The organism is Pseudomonas sp. PA-1-6B (assembly GCF_021609545.1).
Taxonomy (GTDB): domain Bacteria; phylum Pseudomonadota; class Gammaproteobacteria; order Pseudomonadales; family Pseudomonadaceae; genus Aquipseudomonas; species Aquipseudomonas fluorescens_BV.
In genome coordinates, this window is record NZ_WJZM01000063.1 from 15,461 (window position 1) to 34,277 (window position 18,817).

At 60.4% G+C, this 18,817-nt stretch carries 14 protein-coding genes; 11 read left to right on the top strand and 3 right to left on the bottom strand.

Features of this window, described 5'->3' with window-relative positions; translation table 11 throughout:
* The first annotated feature begins 75 nt into the window (after positions 1-75).
* Positions 76-1,485, top strand: coding sequence for an outer membrane protein transport protein (locus tag GIV35_RS23170; protein ID WP_236264948.1), 1,410 nt, complete (start codon positions 76-78; stop codon positions 1,483-1,485).
* A gap of 248 nt (positions 1,486-1,733) precedes the next feature.
* Positions 1,734-4,244, top strand: coding sequence for an acyl-CoA dehydrogenase (locus tag GIV35_RS23175; RefSeq protein WP_223023832.1), 2,511 nt, complete (start codon positions 1,734-1,736; stop codon positions 4,242-4,244).
* Here the strand turns inward: GIV35_RS23175 and GIV35_RS23180 are convergent.
* Positions 4,241-4,390: a hypothetical protein gene (locus GIV35_RS23180; RefSeq protein ID WP_223023838.1), complete on the bottom strand. Its 150-nt coding sequence runs from the start codon at positions 4,388-4,390 to the stop codon at positions 4,241-4,243. The genes GIV35_RS23175 and GIV35_RS23180 overlap by 4 nt on opposite strands.
* Positions 4,391-4,471: 81 nt before the next feature.
* On the opposite strand from GIV35_RS23180, the gene GIV35_RS23185 reads away from it, so the two are divergent.
* From GIV35_RS23185 to GIV35_RS23200, 4 genes are read left to right on the top strand one after another with little or no spacing between them, the layout of a single operon-like run.
* Positions 4,472-5,815, top strand: coding sequence for a 3-oxoacyl-ACP reductase (locus GIV35_RS23185; protein ID WP_213153732.1), 1,344 nt, complete (start codon positions 4,472-4,474; stop codon positions 5,813-5,815).
* A gap of 3 nt (positions 5,816-5,818) precedes the next feature.
* Positions 5,819-6,709, top strand: coding sequence for a MaoC/PaaZ C-terminal domain-containing protein (locus GIV35_RS23190; RefSeq protein ID WP_236264946.1), 891 nt, complete (start codon positions 5,819-5,821; stop codon positions 6,707-6,709).
* Entirely contained in the window at positions 6,706-8,004 is a 1,299-nt protein-coding gene (locus tag GIV35_RS23195) for an acetyl-CoA C-acetyltransferase (protein WP_105227022.1), read from the top strand. The genes GIV35_RS23190 and GIV35_RS23195 overlap by 4 nt, the downstream gene beginning before the upstream one ends.
* Positions 8,005-8,035: 31 nt before the next feature.
* Positions 8,036-9,739 (top strand): AMP-binding protein, encoded by a 1,704-nt coding sequence (locus GIV35_RS23200; RefSeq protein ID WP_213153734.1) that lies wholly within the window; start codon positions 8,036-8,038, stop codon positions 9,737-9,739.
* 114 nt (positions 9,740-9,853) lie between these two features.
* On the opposite strand, the gene GIV35_RS23205 is transcribed toward GIV35_RS23200, so the two are convergent.
* On the bottom strand, positions 9,854-10,969 hold the full coding sequence (locus GIV35_RS23205) for a Gfo/Idh/MocA family protein (protein ID WP_223023829.1): 1,116 nt from the start codon (positions 10,967-10,969) through the stop codon (positions 9,854-9,856).
* Between the two features lie 319 nt (positions 10,970-11,288).
* Between GIV35_RS23205 and GIV35_RS23210 the strand changes: the two genes are divergently transcribed.
* From GIV35_RS23210 to GIV35_RS23230, 5 genes are all read left to right on the top strand, one after another.
* Entirely contained in the window at positions 11,289-12,326 is a 1,038-nt protein-coding gene (locus tag GIV35_RS23210; RefSeq protein WP_105227020.1) for a WD40/YVTN/BNR-like repeat-containing protein, read from the top strand.
* A gap of 18 nt (positions 12,327-12,344) precedes the next feature.
* Complete coding sequence (locus tag GIV35_RS23215) at positions 12,345-14,720, top strand: efflux RND transporter permease subunit (RefSeq protein WP_057974813.1); 2,376 nt, start codon at positions 12,345-12,347, stop codon at positions 14,718-14,720.
* A gap of 507 nt (positions 14,721-15,227) precedes the next feature.
* Complete coding sequence (locus GIV35_RS23220; protein ID WP_236264940.1) at positions 15,228-15,515, top strand: DUF5629 family protein; 288 nt, start codon at positions 15,228-15,230, stop codon at positions 15,513-15,515.
* Positions 15,505-16,677 (top strand): lactonase family protein, encoded by a 1,173-nt coding sequence (locus GIV35_RS23225; RefSeq protein ID WP_223024677.1) that lies wholly within the window; start codon positions 15,505-15,507, stop codon positions 16,675-16,677. Before GIV35_RS23220 ends, GIV35_RS23225 begins: the two co-directional genes overlap by 11 nt.
* A gap of 156 nt (positions 16,678-16,833) precedes the next feature.
* On the top strand, positions 16,834-17,013 hold the full coding sequence (locus GIV35_RS23230; RefSeq protein ID WP_034126032.1) for a hypothetical protein: 180 nt from the start codon (positions 16,834-16,836) through the stop codon (positions 17,011-17,013).
* A gap of 57 nt (positions 17,014-17,070) precedes the next feature.
* Here GIV35_RS23230 and GIV35_RS23235 read toward each other — a convergent pair whose 3' ends face one another.
* Complete coding sequence (locus tag GIV35_RS23235) at positions 17,071-18,630, bottom strand: hypothetical protein (RefSeq protein WP_223024678.1); 1,560 nt, start codon at positions 18,628-18,630, stop codon at positions 17,071-17,073.
* Positions 18,631-18,817: the final 187 nt, after the last annotated feature.

The window sequence follows — 18,817 nt, forward strand, 5'->3', positions numbered from 1 at the left end:
CGCAAGAGGCACTGGCTGCGGGAACCCAGGTCGGGACAACCGATCCTGGAGGATAAAAACAATAAGGAGTGGAGCATGAATAATAAGAAACAGCAGGCACGCACGTTATTGAGCCTGGCGATGCTTGGCGGCCTGATCACGGCAACGGGACACGCACACGCCGGCGGTTTTTCGACGCCGACCTTTGGTGCTCCAGGATGGGGGCGTGCCTTCGGCGGTGGCTCACTGTTCCAGAATGACCCCTCCGCGGCTTACAACAACCCGGCCGGCATGGCATTCATTGATCACACGATCTCCCAATTTACCGTCGATTACGCTCGTATCAATGTCAAATACAAGGGCACGGCGAAGGATTACGCAGGCAACGCGCCTGTGTCCGTCGACCCAACGGACTTAAGTTCCACGCCGCGCACCGGCGATGGCGGGCAAGGCGGCTTCACCGCTTGGCTACCCACCGGCTTCATGGTGATACCGATCAACGACCGTTTTGCGTTCGGGCTCAGCCAAGTGGTGCCGATGGGCGCACGCACGACCTGGGATGACGACTGGATCGGTCGCGACTTTGCCGTCGATACGCGCATTGAAACGGTAGGGGTGACAGGCTCCTTGTCGTTCAAGGTCAATGATGAGTTTTCGGTGGGGGCCGGCGCGATTGTCCAGCACACCAAAGGCTTTGTAAGCCAGAATCTCGACTTGTATTCCGCAGCAGCGTTGTCACCTGAAATCGGCATACCGTTCCCCTCGGGAGTGGGCTCATCGCTGATGCGGGTCAAGGTGGATAACACCTCGGTCGGCTGGTTTGCGGGCGTGGTCTGGAAACCCACCGAATTCGATACCCTGGGCTTGAATTATCACGCGAAGATCAAGAACAAACTGGAAGGCAAGTACAGCATTTATGCTGACGAGGCCAACAAGTCACTTATCGAAGGTGGCCTGCCAGCCTTGGCATACCCGGGGCTGGACCTCAACGTCAATGGTGCCAAGGCGTCAACGCAACTGGATGTGCCAGCCAACGCTTCCATCGACTGGGTCCATCAGTTCAACGATCGCCTCACGCTGGGCGCCAGCGTCACCTGGACCCAATGGTCCTCGTTCAAGGCGTTGACATTGAAGTCAGAGGGGACGCAGATCGTGTCGATTCCCTACAACTACAAGGACGCCTGGATGGTGTCGCTCGGCGGTGACTACAAATTCACCGACGACTTCACCTTCCGTGCGGGTGTCGCAACCGACCAGACGCCCACGCGCAATTCCACACGTGACCCACGTATCCCAGACGGTGACCGGATTTTCGCCTCCCTGGGGTTTGGCTATAACATTCGCGCGATTCCAGGTTTGAGTATCGACGGTGCCTACTCGCGGCAATTCGTTGAGAAAGCCAAGCTCAGAACCCACAACCAGGATCGCCTGGGTGGGGCCACGCTCGATGGAAAAGCCGATGCCAAAGGCGAAGTAGTCAGTCTCTCAGCGACTTACGCGTTCTGATCCAGTGCGAGCGCAAGTTGGCTTGAAGGCTGGAAGCGGGGTCGCATAGGCGACCCTGATTGATCCTATCCAATCATGACGACCGAGGCGGGCCTGTTCAGCCGCTATTTTTTTGTCCACTGATTAAATAAAAATTTCAAAACAAAATTTGAATTTACGCTTTGAAGTTTGTAGTGTGATTTTTAGCCGCAGTTCATGTCGAGCTGCTCATGCGTTTGCCACACCCTGAATCAAGTAGAGGTATCCCCATGCTTATCTGGTTATTGGTGGGTCTCGCCGCCGCGATTGCCCTGGCGTATCGACAAGCCGCCGCTACCTTGTGGCTGGGCGCTGGCCTGGTCTGGTTGGTGGTGGGTTACCTGTTCAACGCAGTGGCCGTGCCGGGCATTGCCGTGGCGGCCGTGCTGGTGGTGCTGCCCGCCTTGGTGCTGGCGATCAAACCCCTGCGCCGCAAACTGTTGACCACCAAGGCTCTGGGCCTGTTTCGTACGATCATGCCGGCGATGTCCGATACCGAGCGTGCGGCCATTGAGTCCGGCACCGTGTGGTGGGATGCCGAGCTGTTCAGCGGCAAGCCCGACTGGCAGCGTCTGCTGCAAGCCGCGCCGGCCAGCCTGAGCGCGGAGGAGCAAGCCTTCCTCGACAACGAAGTCGAAACCCTGTGCGACATCGCCAACGACTGGGAAACCACACAGGTCTGGCAGGACATGTCCCCCGAGGGCTGGCAGTACACCAAGGATGCCGGGTTCCTCGGCATGATCATTCCCAAGCAGTACGGCGGCAAAGGCTTCTCCCACTACGCCCATTCCCAAGTGGTGATGAAACTGTCGACACGCTGCTCGGCGGCAGCGATTTCGGTGATGGTCCCCAACTCCCTGGGCCCGGCCGAGTTGCTGCTGCATTACGGCACCGACGCCCAGCGCAACTACTACCTGCCGCGCCTGGCACGCGGTGACGACATTCCGTGTTTCGCCCTGACCAGCCCGTATGCCGGCTCGGATGCAGGCGCGATCCCCGACCTGGGCATTGTCTGCAAAGGCATGCATGAGGGCGAGGAAGTACTGGGTTTCAAAGTGACCTGGGACAAGCGCTACATCACCCTCGGCCCGATTGCCACGGTGCTGGGCCTGGCGTTCCGCGCCGAAGACCCGCAGGGCTTGCTTGGCGCGCCAGGTTCCCTGGGCATTACCTGTGCGTTGATCCCCACCTCCCATCCAGGGGTGAACAGCGGCCGGCGTCACTGGCCGTTGAATGCGGTATTCCAGAATGGTCCTACCACCGGCAAGGATGTGTTCATTCCCTTGGAGTGGGTGATCGGTGGCCGCGAACAAATCGGCAACGGCTGGCGCATGTTGATGGAGTGCCTGGCGGCAGGTCGGGCAATTTCCCTGCCTTCGGCCAACGTCGGCCTGGGTAAAGTGGCGGTGCGCGGTACCACAGCCTATGCGGCGATGCGCAAGCAATTCGGCCTGCCCATCGGCAAGTTCGAAGGTGTACAGGCGCCGCTGGCGCGCATGGCCGGGCATCTGTATGCCTGTGATGCGGTGCGCAAGGTGTCGGTGGCGTCCCTGGACGCCGGTGAGAAACCGTCGGTGATCTCGGCCATTGCCAAGTACCACGTCACAGAGCGGGCGCGCATCATCGTCAACGACGGCATGGACATCGTCGCCGGCAAAGGCATCTGCATGGGCCCCAATAACTTCCTCGCCCGTGCCTACCAGCAAAGTCCCATCGCCATTACGGTGGAGGGCGCGAACATCATGACCCGCTGTCTGATCATCTTTGGCCAGGGCTTGATTCGTTGCCATCCCTACGTGTTCCGCGAGATGGAGGCGGCGCACAACCCCGACCGGCGCAAGGCCCTGGAAGACTTCGACAGCGCAATGTTTGGCCATGTGAGTTTTGTCGTGGCCAACACCGTACGCGCAGCGGTGCATGCCCTGACCGGCGGGCGCCTGATTGCGGCCCCGGCCAAGACCGACCCGGCGCTGGCTGCCTACTATCGCCAGGCCAATCGGCTGTCGGTGGTGCTGGCGCTGATCTCGGATATCTCCATGGGCGTGCTGGGCGGTGCCCTCAAACGCAAGGAAAGTATTACCGGGCGCCTGGGGGATATGTTGTCGCAGCTGTACATCCTGTCTTGCGTGCTCAAGCGCTTCGAGGATGACGGTAGGCCCCAGGCGGACTTGCCTCTCGTTCACTGGGCGGCCCAGGACGCGTTGTTGCGCGCCCACGAGGCCTTGGCCGAAGTGCTCGACAACTACCCTTCAAAACCCGCAGCAGCAGTGGTGCGCACCTTGAGCTTTCCGTTTGGCATCCCGCTGCGCAAACCGTCGGACCGCCTGTTGGCGCAGGTGGCGGAGGTGGTGCAGACCCCTGGCGAGACCCGCGACCGGTTGCTGGCCAACTCCTACATCCCACGTCCGGAAGTCGACAAGCTGGCCTACGGCGAATTGGGTTTCCGTTTGCTGCCCCAAGTGGAGCTGATCGAGGCGCGGCTAAAGCCCGCCATCAAGCAAGGTCTGCTCGGCCCGCTGCCGATTTCTGCCACGGCCTTCACCGATTGGCGCGTGAAGGCGCGGGCGCTGGATTTGATCAGCGACGACGAAGACGCCTTGCTGGCGCGCTATGTGGAATACGCCGACCACGGTATCCAGGTGGACGACTTTCCCCAGGACTTTGGTTTGCTGGAGGCTCTGCAGCAGCGTAAGCAGGTGCTCGAGCCGGTGGCCAAACGGCGCAGCGTCCCGGTCAATTAAGAGAAAACCCGGTCCACAGGTGGGAACTGCTTGCCTTGAATACCAGGCAGAAGGCTTTTTGTAGGAGCGAGCTTGCTCGCGAAGAACTCATAGGCGCCGCGTTGATTCAGGAAGCCAGCGTTATCGTTGACGTTTTTCGCGAGCAAGCTCGCTCCTACAGAGGGCGATCCAGTTCCCCACATTTGACCGGTTTATCAGGCAAGAACTGTGTTGTGAGTGGACTCCTTATGAGTGACAGCTACCTTTCGTTCGTCAATTCTCCCTGGGGCCGGCGTCTGGCCCAGGCGGTCGGCTTGCCGCAACCCTTGCCCCTGCAACGGCATCGCAGCGGCCAGGCCGGCCTGGCTAATCCTGTGATCATCGCCGGGGCAGGGCGCCTGGTGGCCTCGGTGCAGCGCGTGTTCAGCGCCACCGACACCGTCGCCGCGAGCCCGGCGACGCTCAAGGCACCGTCCACGGTCAAGGTGCAAGGCGCGGTGTTCGACGCCAGCGGCGTGACCGACCTGCAACAGTTGGATGAGCTTTACCTGTTCTTTCACAGCAATGCCAAGCGCCTCAGCCAGCATGGCCGGGTGGTGGTACTCGGCACGGCACCCGAGCATTGCGACGACTTGCCCCAGGCCATCGCCCAACGCGCCCTTGAAGGCTTGGTGCGGTCGCTGGCCAAGGAACTGCGCCGCGCGATCACCGTGCAACTGCTGTACGTGGCGCCGGGCGCGGAAGACGCGCTGGACAGCAGCCTGGGGTTTTTCCTGTCGCGCCGTTCCGCCTATGTCTCGGGGCAGGTGGTGCGCCTGGAAAAACCGGTCGATGGCCATGCCGCCATCAACTGGGACAAACCCTTTGCCGGCAAACGCGCCCTGGTCACCGGCGCCTCCCGTGGCATCGGCCTGGCGATTGCCCAGGTGCTGGCGCGGGACGGTGCCCATGTGGTGTGTGTGGACGTGCCCCAGGCCCAGGAAGCCTTGCAGCAGGCGGCGACCAGCGTGGGCGGTTCAGCGTTGCCCCTGGATATCACCGCCGCCGACACCGTCTCACTGTTGCAAACCCACGTCAGCCAATATGGCGCCTTTGATGTGGTGGTGCACAACGCCGGGATCACCCGCGACAAGACCATCGCCAAAATGACCGAGGGCGCCTGGCGCAGTGTGCTGGCGGTCAATCTCGAAGCGCCGTGGCAGCTCAGTGAGGCCTTGCTCGACAGTCAGGGTTTGAACCCTGGTGGGCGCATTGTGTGCGTGTCGTCGATTTCCGGTATCGCCGGCAACCTGGGGCAGAGCAACTACGCCACGTCCAAGGCCGGTGTGATCGGCCTGGTACAGGGCCTGGCACCGCGCGCGGCAGCCCGGCAGGTCACGGTGAATGCAGTGGCGCCCGGCTTTATCGAGACCCAGATGACCGCGAAGATCCCGCTGATGATCCGCGAAGCGGGGCGGCGCATGAATTCGTTGTCCCAGGGCGGGCAACCCATCGACGTGGCCGAGACCATTGCCTGGCTGGCGCATCCGGCGTCGGGCGGCGTCAATGGCCAGGTGGTGCGGGTGTGCGGCCAAAGCCTGTTGGGAGCCTGACCGATGGACTACGTGACGCAGATTATCGACCCACCGCCGTCGCGCACGCAGTTGTTGCTCGACGGCCTGCGCGCCTTGCGCAAACCCAAGTTAGACGGTGCGCCGCCATTGCCTGCAGCACGCCTGGTGCGCAGCGCGGTGGAGCTTTCGCCGGCCGGTATCGCCGCTTACGCACGGGCGTGTGGCTTTCGTCGCGAACAGGGCGTGCCATTGTCCTATCCCCATGTGCTGGCGTTCCCCCTGCACCTCATGCTGCTGACCCGGCCAAGCTTCCCGTACCCGGCCAGTGGCATGGTGCACCTGGCCAATCGCATTCGTCAGCACCAACGCTTGCACGAGGGCCAGGCGCTGCGCCTGGAGGTGTATTGCGAGCGCTGGGTGGCCCATCCGAAAGGGCAGGCCTTGAGTATCGCCACCCGTGCCTACAGCCAGGAAACCCTGGTGTGGGAAAGCGACAGCCTGTATTTGCGCCGTGACGTCAGCAATCCGGTGGGCGAACCCTGGAATGACCCTCTGCCACTGCAGGAAGACGGTCTGTTACGCACCCAGCGCTGGGTACTGCCCGCCGACCTGGGGCGACGCTTTGCCAAGGTCTCGGGGGATTTCAATCCCATTCACACGTCGGTCATCGGTGCCAGGCTGTTCGGCTTTCGTCGCGCCATCGCCCATGGCATGTGGACTCTGGGCCGCGCATTGGCAGCGCAACAGCCTCCCGGTGGCCTGGATCAGGCCGAGGCCCATTGCGACTTCAAATTGCCGATCTTCCTGCCCGGCCAGGTCGCCCTGTGGGGCCACCCCGTGAGCGGGCCACGGCGCGAGTTCGAAGTGCGCAATTTCGCCGGGGACAAGCCCCATATGCGCGGGCTATTCATTTGGAAAGAGAGCCAGCAATGAGTGACTACAGTTTTACCCCAGCCCCGACCCGCCGCGTGGCGATTATCGGCGGCAACCGTATTCCATTTGCGCGCTCCAACACGGTGTATGCCCACGACAGTAACCAGGACCTGCTGGTCGCCGCCCTGCAAGGGTTGGTGGAGCGCTACAACCTGCACGGCCAACGCCTGGGTGAGTTTGCCGCCGGAGCGGTGATCAAGCACTCACGGGATTTCAACCTGGCCCGCGAGGCGCTGTTGTCCACCACGTTGTCGGCGCAAACCCCTGCCTATGATGTGCAACAAGCCTGTGGCACAGGGCTTGAAGCCGCGCTGCTGGTGGCCAATAAAATCGCCCTCGGCCAGATCGAAGTGGGCGTTGCCGGTGGTGCCGACACCACCTCCGACGCGCCCATTGGCATCAACGAATCCTTGCGCCATACCTTGCTTGCGGCCAATCGCGCCAAAAGCCTGGGCGGCAAGCTCAAGGCCTTGATGAAAGTACGCCCATCGATGCTGTTTAAACCGTTGCTGCCGCGCAATGGCGAGCCGCGCACCGGCCTGTCCATGGGCGAGCACTGCGAAGAAATGGCCAAGCGCTGGCAGATCAAGCGCCTGGCCCAGGACGAGCTGACCCTCACCAGCCACCAGCGCCTGGATGCGGCTTATAAACGCGGCTTCTTCGACGACCTGATCAGCCCCCATCGCGGCTTGGCCCGTGACAACAACCTGCGTGCCGATATCAGCCTGGAAAAGCTCGCCGGCTTGTCGCCGGCCTTCGACCGCCAGAACGGCACGCTCACCGCTGGCAACTCCACGCCCCTGACAGATGGCGCCTCGGTGGTGCTGCTGGCCAGTGAAGAATGGGCCGCCGCCAATGGCTGGCCGGTGTTGGCCTACTTGCGCACCGGCGAAACGGCTGCGGTAAATTTTGTCGACGGCACCGAGGGCCTGCTGATGGCGCCGGCTTACGCCGTGCCACGCATGCTTGCGCGTGAAGGCTTGAGTTTTGCCGACTTCGATTTCTTCGAGGTCCACGAAGCGTTCGCCGCCCAGGTGTTGTGCACGCTCAAGGCGTGGGAAGACCCGCAGTATTGCCGCGAGCGACTCGGCCTTGACGCCCCCCTGGGCACCATTGACCGGGCCAAAATGAACGTCAACGGCGGCTCACTGGGCTGCGGCCATCCCTTTGCGGCCACCGGTGGCCGGCAACTGGCGGCGCTGGCCAAGGCCATCCATGAACGCGGTGGCGGTCGCGGCCTGATCTCGATCTGCGCGGCGGGTGGGTTGGGTATCACCGCCATCGTCGAAAAGTAGCGCTATCAAAAACAACAATAAGGACACTGCGATGAACGCTATCAGCCTGGAACACACCGAACGCATTTGGTTGAACACTTACCTGCCCGGCGTGCCAGCGGACATTGACGCCGGGATCGAGGACTACCCGTCGCTGCGCGAAGTGTTCCTGGAGCACCTGGAGAAGTTCCGTGAACGGGTGGCCTACGTCAGCATCGGCACGCAAATGACCTATGCCGATTGGCGCACCCAGGGTATTGCCTTTGCCGCCTGGCTGCAGGACCAGGGCGTGAAGAAGGGCGACCGCGTGGCCCTGATGATGCCCAACTGCTTGCAGTACCCGATCTGCCTGCTGGGCACGATCCTGGCCGGGGCGGTGGTGGTCAACGTCAACCCGTTGTACACCGCCCACGAACTCAAGCACCTGCTCAAGGACAGTGGCGCCGAAACCGTGGTGATCTTCGAAAATTTCGCGCATACCCTGGAAAAAGCCATGGTAGGCAGCAGCGTCAAGCGAGTGGTGGTCGCGGCCATTGGCGACTTGCTGGGCACCTTCAAGGGCGCGGCAATGAACTTCATCCTGCGCAGCGTGCAGAAGCAGGTACCGGCCTTCAGGTTGCCCGGTTCGCTGCGTTTCAACCAGGTGCTCAAACAGGGCAGGGCCATGCACCATTTGCCGGTCAGCCTGCACCGCGATGAACTGGCCTTTCTGCAATACACCGGCGGCACCACCGGCGATGCCAAGGGTGTGATGCTCAGCCATCGCAATATCATTGCCAACCTGCTGCAAGCCAAGGCCTGGGTCGGTGACCAGTTAAACCTGCACAAGCAGGAAACCAACGTGACCTTGCTGCCGCTGTACCACATCTTCTCACTGACGGTGAACTGCCTGATGTTCATGTGCCTGGGCGGGCGCAATATCCTCATCGCCAACCCTCGGGACGTGAAGCGCGTGCAGATGATCCTGCGCAAGGAACGCTTCAATGGCATTGCCGGGGTGAACACGCTGTTCAATGGGTTGCTGGAGAACAAGGAATTCTGTGCACGGGACTTTTCCGACCTGCGCCTGGTGATTGCTGGCGGCATGGCCACCCACAGCGCGGTGGCCAAGCGCTGGAAGGAGGTGACCGGGCTGCCGATCATCGAAGGCTATGGGCTGACCGAATGTTCGCCCGTGGTGAGCATCAGCCCTATTGATATTTCCCGCATGCGCGAGATGGAATTCACCGGCAGCATTGGCGTGCCATTGCCTTCTACCTGGGTGCGCTTCGTACGCGAAGACGGCGAACTGGCGGATATCGGCGAGCAGGGCGAGTTGCAAGTACGTGGCCCGCAAGTGATGCAGGGCTACTGGCAACGGCCGAAGGAAACCGCCGAGGTGCTGGATGCCGAGGGCTGGCTGTCCACCGGGGACATCGGCGTGATGGACGCACGCGGGTATATCCGCCTGGTAGACCGCAAGAAGGACATGATCCTGGTCTCGGGCTTCAACGTGTACCCCAATGAAATCGAGGACGTGGTGGCCATGCACCCTGGGGTTGCTGAAGTGGCGGCCATTGGGGTCGAAGACCCAGTGACCGGGGAGAAGGTCAAGATCATCGTCGTGCGCAAGGACCCGACCCTGACCCAGGAGCAGATTCTTGCGCACTGCCGGGAGTACCTGACGGGGTACAAGCTGCCAAAGTATGTGGAGTTTCGCACCACGGAATTGCCCAAGACCACGGTGGGCAAAGTGCTGCGTCGGGCCTTGCGCTGATTGAATGGTTCAGATGACCAAATGTGGGAGCGGGCTTGCTCGCGAAAGCGGCGGTTCAGGCACTGAGGGTGCCGACTGACACAGCGTATTCGCGAGCAAGCCCGCTCCCACTTTTTAAACCGTGCCCACTTTCACCCAGCGTTCCTCAAGGGCGGCCACTCGAATCGCCGTCGCCAATCGCTCCACCTCCCACGCCGCCTCAAAGTCCGTGCCCTGGGCCCCTTGGCCGGCCAGCGCCATGATCAACTCGTGCACTTCCAACGTCTTCAATTCGTTGTAACCCAACTGATGCCCCGCCGCCGGGCTGAATGCCGCATAGCCGGGCAGGGCGGGGCCAGCCAGCAGGCGTTGGAAGCCGTCCTGGCCGACGCGGTGCAGACGCAGTTCATTCAAGCGTTCCTGGTCAAACGCCAAGGTGCCTTTGGTCCCGCTTATCTCAAAGCACAGGTGGTTTTTGTAACCGTGCTTGAGCCAACTGCTGCTCACCGTGCCGCGTGCACCGTTGGCGAAGCGCAGCAGGGCGTGCACCTGGTCATCCACGGCGATGGATTTCAAATCAGCGCTGCCTTGGGTAGCGGGACGCTGAGCATGCACGGTCTGGGTATCGGCACACACACTGACCACATCGCCAACCAGGTAACGCGCCATCGACAGCAAATGGCTACCCAGGTCAGCCAGGGCGCCGCCAGCATGCTCCACTTCGCAGCGCCACGACCAAGGGGAGGCCGGGTCCGCCATGAAGTCTTCGCTGAACTCACCTTGGAAACTGATGATCTGGCCCAATTCGCCCTGGGCAATCATCTGCCGGGCCAGCACGATCATGGGGTTGTGCTGGTAGTTATAGCCGACACGCGTCACCACCCCGGCGGTATGGGCGGCGCGGCGCATGGCGTCGGCTTGTTCGAGGCTCACGGCCAGGGGTTTCTCGCAATACAAGGCTTTGCCCGCCGCAATCGCGGCCATGGCCATGGGGTAATGCAAATGGTTGGGGGTGGTGATGGCCACGACGTCGACCTTGGGGTCGTTGACCAGCGCTTGCCAGTCACCATGGGCCTGAGCAAACCCCCAGGCGCTGGCGCAACGCTGGGCGCGTTCAGTGTCAGCATCGGCCAGGGCGGCCAGCTTGAGCTGCACAGGCAGTTCAAATACCGCCCGAGCGTTGTTGAACGCCAGCGCGTGGGCGCGGCCCATGAAGCCTGTGCCGATCAAGCCGATTCCGAGTTCACGCATCGTCGTGGTCCTTTGGATTATTGTTTTCAGGGAAGGCCATTAATGGAATAAAAATTCATTAAATTCAATAGATGGAATAAAAATTCATTTGCCCTGATCGCAGTCAGCTCATCATTTCAGCTGATGCAGCGATATTCAGCACATGGCCAAACGCCGCCAGTTAACAAAAGATAACGTAGCGCCGATTGTCAGACGATTCCAAAGCCCGATAGGATGGCTCCTGCTTCCTCCAGGGGCTCTAGATTGCAGGTTTCAAGGTCCTGGCAGAGAAGACGACCTACAATAATAAATGGGAGAAAGGTCTATGAGTGAGCCTGTCATGGGTTGGGTTGTTTGCCGCCCACGCGCCGCACGCAGGGTTGCGTTGCTGGCCACAGCGCTCTCGCTGCTTGCTGGCAGCGTATTGTCGCTGCCGGTTCTGGCCGCCAGCGATACCTCCGCCGCCGCAGTCTTTGCAATTGAATCCCCCAAGGCCGCCAAAGGCTTGATGATCGACGTGGTTCACGCGGGCAAGCGCCTGGTGGCGGTCGGTGATCGGGGGCATATCCTTTATTCCGATGACCAGGGCAACACCTGGGCCCAAGCCAAAGTACCCACCCGGCAACTGCTCACGGCGGTGTTTTTCGTTGATGATCAGCACGGTTGGGCCGTCGGCCACGATGCGCAGATTCTTGCCAGTACCGATGGCGGCGCCACGTGGACCCAGCAATATCAAGACCTCAAACGCGAAGCGCCGTTGCTCGATGTGTGGTTCAACGACGCCAACCACGGCCTGGCCGTGGGCGCCTACGGTGCGCTGATCGAGACCACCGACGCCGGCAAAACCTGGAACGATGTCAGCGAGCGTCTCGACAACGAAGACCAGTACCACCTCAACGCCATCGCCCAGGTCAAGGGCGCCGGCCTGTTTATCGTCGGTGAGCAAGGCAGTATGTTTCGCTCCAGCGACGACGGCCAGACCTGGGAAAAACTCGAAGGCCCCTACGAGGGTTCGCTGTTTGGCGTGATCAGCACCGCACAGCCGCAAACCCTGCTGGCGTATGGGTTGCGCGGCAACCTCTACCGCTCCACTGATTTCGGCAGCACTTGGGAACAGGTCCAATTGAACGCAGCGCGTGGCGCGTTGGAGTTTGGCCTGTCGGGGGCGACCTTGCTGGAGGACGGTTCCATTGTTGTGGTCGGCAACGGCGGCAGCGTGGTGGTCAGCCATGACGACGGCCAGACCTTCAGTGTGTTCAATCGCCCGGACCGTATTTCACTCTCGGCGGTCACGGCGGCCGGCAATGGCAATTTGATCCTCGCGGGGCAGGGTGGCGTGCGGGTTGCCACATCGGCCGGCGCAGAGCTCTCACAATAATAAGAAGGCGGGGATTCAATGAGCAGTCATCACAACGATAAAGCGACCTTTCTTGAGCGTCTGATCTTCAACAATCGCCCGGCGGTGATCGTCATCTGCCTGCTGGTGAGCCTCTTCCTGTTCTGGCAGGCGACCTTGATTCGCCCGTCCACCAGCTTTGAAAAAATGATTCCGCTCAAGCACCCCTTCATCGAAAAAATGATGGAGCACCGCAACGATTTGGCCAACCTGGGCAACACCGTGCGTATTTCGGTGGAAGCCAAGGACGGGGACATTTTCACCAAGGAGTACATGGAGACCCTGCGCCAGATCCACGACGAGGTGTTCTACATCTCCGGTGTGGACCGCTCGGGCCTCAAGTCGCTGTGGAGCCCCAGCGTGCGCTGGACCGAGGTGACCGAAGAAGGTTTTGCCGGCGGGGAGGTGATCCCGCAGAGCTACAACGGTTCGCCGCAGAGCCTCGACCAGTTGCGCAATAACGTGCTCAAGTCCGGCCAGGTCGGGCGGCTGGTGGCCAATGACTTCAAGTCGAGCATCGTTGATATTCCGCTGTTGGAGTCCTACCCGGACCCGCAAGACCAGGGCAAGTTGCTGGCCCTGGACTACCGCAAGTTCTCCCATGAACTCGAAGACAAGATCCGCGACAAGTTCGAAACCCAGAACCCCAACGTCAAGATTCATATTGTCGGCTTTGCCAAAAAGGTCGGCGACCTGATCGATGGCCTGGTGATGGTGGTGCTGTTCTTCGGCGTTGCGTTCGTCATCACCCTGATTCTGCTGCTGTGGTTCACCAACTGCCTGCGCAGCACCATTGCGGTGTTGAGCACGACATTGGTGGCGGTGGTCTGGCAACTGGGGTTGATGCACTTCTTCGGTTTCGGACTGGACCCGTATTCAATGCTGGTGCCGTTCCTGATCTTCGCCATCGGCATTTCCCATGGCGTGCAGAAGATCAACGGCATTGCCCTGCAATCCAGCGAGGCAGACAACGCCCTCACCGCCGCGCGGCGCACCTTCCGGCAACTGTTCCTGCCGGGGATGATCGCCATTCTGGCGGATGCGGTGGGCTTCATCACGCTGCTGATCATCGACATCGGCGTGATCCGCGAACTGGCTATCGGCGCGTCCATCGGCGTGGCGGTGATCGTGTTCACTAACCTGATCCTGCTGCCGGTCGCGATTTCCTACGTGGGCATCAGCAAGCGCGCCATCGCCAAGAGCAAGAAAGACGCGAACCGCGAACATAGCTTCTGGCGCCTGTTGTCCAAATTTGCCAGCCCGAAAGTCGCGCCGGTTTCGGTGTTCCTGGCGTTGATCGCCTTTGGTGGCGGCCTCTGGTACAGCCAGAACCTGAAGATTGGCGATCTGGACCAAGGCGCACCGGAACTGCGCCCGGATTCGCGCTACAACAAGGACAACAATTTCATCATCAGCAATTACTCCACCAGCTCCGACGTGCTGGTGGTGATGGTCAAGACCAAGGCCGAAGGTTGCTCGCGCTATGAAGCCATGGCGCCCATCGACCAGTTGATGTGGAAGATGCAGAACACCGAGGGCGTGCAGTCGGCGATCTCGTTGGTGACTGTGTCCAAGCAAATGATCAAGGGCATGAACGAAGGCAACCTGAAATGGGAAACCCTGTCGCGCAACCCGGATGTGCTGAACAACTCCATCGCCCGTGCCGATGGCTTGTACAACAACAATTGCTCCCTGGCGCCGGTGCTGGTGTTCCTCAATGACCACAAGGCCGAAACCCTCGACCGCGCGGTGCATGCGGTGCAGGACTTTGCCAAGGAAAACAACAAGGACGGCCTGGAATTCATCCTCGCAGCGGGTAATGCCGGGATCGAAGCGGCCACCAACGAGGTGATCAAGGAGTCGGAACTGATCATCCTGATCCTGGTGTACCTGTGCGTGGCCACCATGTGCATGATCACCTTCCGCTCTTGGGCGGCGACTCTGTGCATCGTGCTGCCGCTGGTGCTGACCTCGGTACTGGGTAACGCACTGATGGCGTTCATGGGCATTGGCGTCAAGGTCGCAACCTTGCCGGTGGTAGCCCTGGGTGTGGGGATTGGCGTGGACTACGGCATCTACATCTACAGCCGTCTGGAAAGCTTCCTGCGCGCTGGCTTGCCGTTGCAAGAGGCGTATTACCAGACGTTGAAGTCCACCGGTAAGGCCGTACTGTTCACCGGCTTGTGCCTGGCCATCGGCGTGTGCACCTGGATCTTCTCGGCCATCAAGTTCCAGGCCGACATGGGCCTGATGCTGACCTTCATGCTGCTGTGGAACATGTTCGGCGCGCTGTGGCTGTTGCCGGCGCTGGCGCGATTCCTGATCAAGCCTGAAAAGCTGGCAGGGCAGAAGGGCAACTCGTTGTTCGCACACTGATCCTGCTCCCAAAAGGCGGGAGCGGGCTTGTGTGGGAGCTGGCTTGCCTGCGATAGGCATAGGTATCTACACAACGTTGGTGCAAAGCTGGACCTGTGGCGAGGGAGCTTGCTCCCGTGACGGCCTGACAGCCGAAGCTGATCCAACTGACGCACCGTGCCAAGTGTGGGAGCTGGCTTGCCTGCGAAGACGGCCTGGCAGCCAACTGGGATGTTGGATCAGAGCGCGTACATATCCGTTACCGCAGGAATGGATATGTACTCGGTATTACGGTGTCGACTGTGAGGCCGCCATCGCAGGCAAGCCAGCTCCCACAGTTTGATCGTGGGGGCGTCAGGTAGGCGGGCGTTGGCTGTCAGGCCGTCACGGGAGCAAGCTCCCTCGCCACAAGTTTAGCGTCGTACCGAAGTTGTAGAGACCTATGCTGCGATAGCATCACCGCAGTGTTCAACCTCTAGGTTACAGGCTGGGCTATCATTGCGGCTTTCCCCAAAATGATTGACTGCCATGACTGCCGACACCCTGACTTGCGTCCTTGCTACCAGCGATATGCTGATCATCAATGGGCTGCACGCTTTTGACTTCGAGCTTGATCAGCAACTGCAGATCCAAAGCATGGATGGCCGGGAACTCAAGCGTTGGACCTTCAGTCCAGAACAATTGCAGGCGGCTACCTTTGACGAGAGCTTGCAAAGCTGGTTGCTGATCAACGAAGACGGTGAACACCGTCTGGTCTGCTTGAGCGCCATCCAGGGCGACAACAATAACGATGAGGACGAAGCAGATGATGCGTAAATTCTGGCCCCTGCTGATGGCAGGCAGTGTCGGTGCGATGTCGGTGCAGGCCGCACCGGCCGATATCCATGAACTGTTGGTCGGCAGCTATACGGCCGGCACCAGTGAAGGGATCTACCGTCTGCAATTCGACAGTAGCACCGGGCAGTTCAGCGGCAAGCCGGCGCTGGCGGCGAAAACCGCCAACCCTTCCTGGCTGACGATCTCCAAAGACCAGAAGCACCTGTTCGTGGTCAATGAAAACGGCCCGGGCCAGGAAGACGCGGTCGGCCGCGTCAGCAGCTACAGCATCGACCCGCAGAACCACCAGTTGACCCTGATCAACCAGGTGCAGAGCCTGGGCAATGAGCCCACCCATTCCAGTGTGGCCGCCGATGGGCGTTATCTGTTCGTCGCCAACTATTCGGTGGTGGAAGACCCGGGTGGCAGCCTGGCGATCCTGCCGGTGGATGCCAGCGGCAAGCTGTCGGCACCGGTGCAGTTGAGCGGGCACCCGGCCAGCCGTGTGAACCCGGAGCGCCAGGCGTCCAACCATGTGCATTCGGTGGTGTCGTCGCCGGACGGCAAGTATGTATTCGTGCAGGACCTGGGCGCGGACAAGGTGTTTGCCTACCGCTATGACCCCAAGGCCAATCATGAGCTGCCACTGACAGCGGCCGACCCGGCGTCGGTGCAGTTGCCGCCGGGCAGCGGCCCGCGTCACTTGCTGTTCAGCGCGGACGGCAAACACGCCTGGCTGACCACTGAGATGAGCGCCCAGGTAGCCGTGTTCGATTACAACGAGGGCAAGCTGACGCAAACCCAGTTGCTCGACTATGCCGCCGGCCAACCGGTGTCCGACAAGGCCGGTGCAGCGTTGCATGCCTCAAACGACGGTAAATTCCTGTACGTGAGCAACCGTGGCACGGCCAATCAGATGTTGGTGTTCAGCATCGACCCAGCCACCGCGCACCTTAAAGAAATCCAGCGGCGTTCTGTCGAAGGCGACCATCCGCGTGAGTTCAGCCTCGACCCTAGCGGAAAGTTCCTGCTGATCGCCAACCAGAAAAGCAATGAAATTGTCGTCGTCGAGCGCGACCCCAAGACCGGCCTGCTGGGTAAAACCGTGCAGAAATTGCCGATTGATGCCCCCAGTGACCTCAAGTTCCTGGTGCGTCAATAAGCCACAGGCCCCGCACTGCGGGGCCTGAGCCTTTGTATTAATCGCAGTGATAACGGCTACTGTTTCAAAGCATTTCTAAGGTTCAACCCTCGGGCGTAAGTTGGGTTCCAAGGCCTTCCCAGGCCACCCAACCAAACGAACACAAGGGTTACCGCCATGAATTTCAATCTCTTCTCGATCATTGCTGCTTCTGCTGTTTCCGCCACGGTGGCATTGCCTGCCGCTGCCAGCGTGGAAGTCACCGGCAAAAAATCCAATGTCACGGCCTATACCCAGAAATACCTGCAACAGAGTGCCAACTTTTATGCGGCGCTGGATCACAAGATTCAAAACTGATTGTCGAGCGACTCAAACCCCAAGCCACTCGCGAGAGTGCCTTGGGGTTTGACGTATCTAGCTGATGGTCAATATCCGACGCAAGGATTCATTCAGGTCTATTGCGCGCGCGCGGGTGAAGCTGCTTGAGATCACGTAATAGAACTCGAAGCTGTAGCCTTTGAACTGGCGCAATTGTTCCCAGTAAAACACCTGCTTGACCGGCGCACCGACGGGCCAGGATTGGCCGACGACTTGTGTCTCGGTATGGAGGATCACCTCGTTCAACCCTTTTACAAGTCGAAAGATCCACAGAATCTCGTCGGTGGGTTGCCGCCAGGCATAGTAGGGGCAGCGTGCGATGACATGCGCCGGGTCGTTACCGATGTGATCGTCTGGGTAGCCCTCAAGGTCCGGTGGCTCCAGGCGAACCACTGAGCCTCTGACCTCGGCGCTGGTTTTCTTGGAGTACACCTCGTAGGGCGGGCCGGACTTTCTCAATACGAAGCTGGTCTCCACCCGGCCTTCAGCGGCCATCCGTACATCCAGGTAATCGATGAACACTGAATAGACCTGGCCACCTCGCCGGATCTCGACAAATTTGTGAATGATTTTGACGCCACCTTTAGGTGGGTAGATGCGGAACATTACATCATAAATATCACCCACAGCGCCCACGCTAGACGGCGTGCGAACCTGCAGCTCCAGGGGGTTTTCCCCCACGACTTCAAGGTCGATATAGCCAGGTGGCCCGCCATTGACAATGACGGGGCCATCCGTCAGGTGCTGGCCCAGGTTCACCGAGACCTCCACGCTGGCCGAGCCGGGCGTCGAGACATTCCCCACCAGGTCCCGCACCTCCAGCCAGACGTACCGAAGATCACTGTCGCCGGCTTCAAGCAAATCCGCATAGGTCACCAGGATCACTGTGGGCTTGAGAGCCCCCGCAATGTTTTGCGTCTTGATCACCGATCCCCAGTGAAGATCGACTTCATCGGTTGGGTTGGTGTTTGGGGGCGGCTGGAGCGTAATAGTGACGCCTTTGCTGGCATTGCCTGGGACGATGACCGTCTCGGATACGCTGAATTTCAGTCCTGAATGCCCGGGTACTGTAGGGCCGTCGTCGTCGTCACCGGCGGGAAGGTCGGTCTTGACCAGCGTCAGCAGCGGGTAAGACCTGTCGTAGTCCGTGCCTCCGGCATAGTGGACCACATACACCAGGGCATACGGGCCGTCGGGAAGGTCCTTCTGTTCGGCGGCGAAAAAGTAGGCGTTGTTCAGCTCCTCGCCAGGTTTGAGCTGCTTGGTGGCGAGTACCGACACGGTGCCGTCGTCGAGTAGTTTACCGACCGTGATGACATCGCCGGGGGCCGCGGCCCAGCCTTTGTCTACCTGAATCGTCATGCCCGACTCAAACAACCACTTCGGGACGCCAGCGTCGTAGCCTTTGACGTTCTCACTCATGCCGGGAATGTAAAGCCGGTCGAGGTACTTGGGCGCCTTCTTTTCCTCCAGCGTCATGATGGTGTGTGATGGGGCCGGAACCTTCTGTTTGGCAGAGGCTTTGGTTTTGGTCTTTCCCTCTGCCGCTGCTGGCTTGGTCGCAGGCACGGATGTCTGGTTTTTTTTGGCTGGCATGGCTGTTCTCCTGTTCCTGCGAAGTGTGCTGTTGGCGCTATCAAACGCCTGAATCCGGGCATTGGCTACTGTCAGAATTAACAGGTACCGATCCAGGGTCATCCTGCACTACCTGTTAATTCTGACAGTAGGCACGCCGCGATTTCAGGCGTTTGATAGCGGTAAGCCAACAGCGCACGACCGTGAG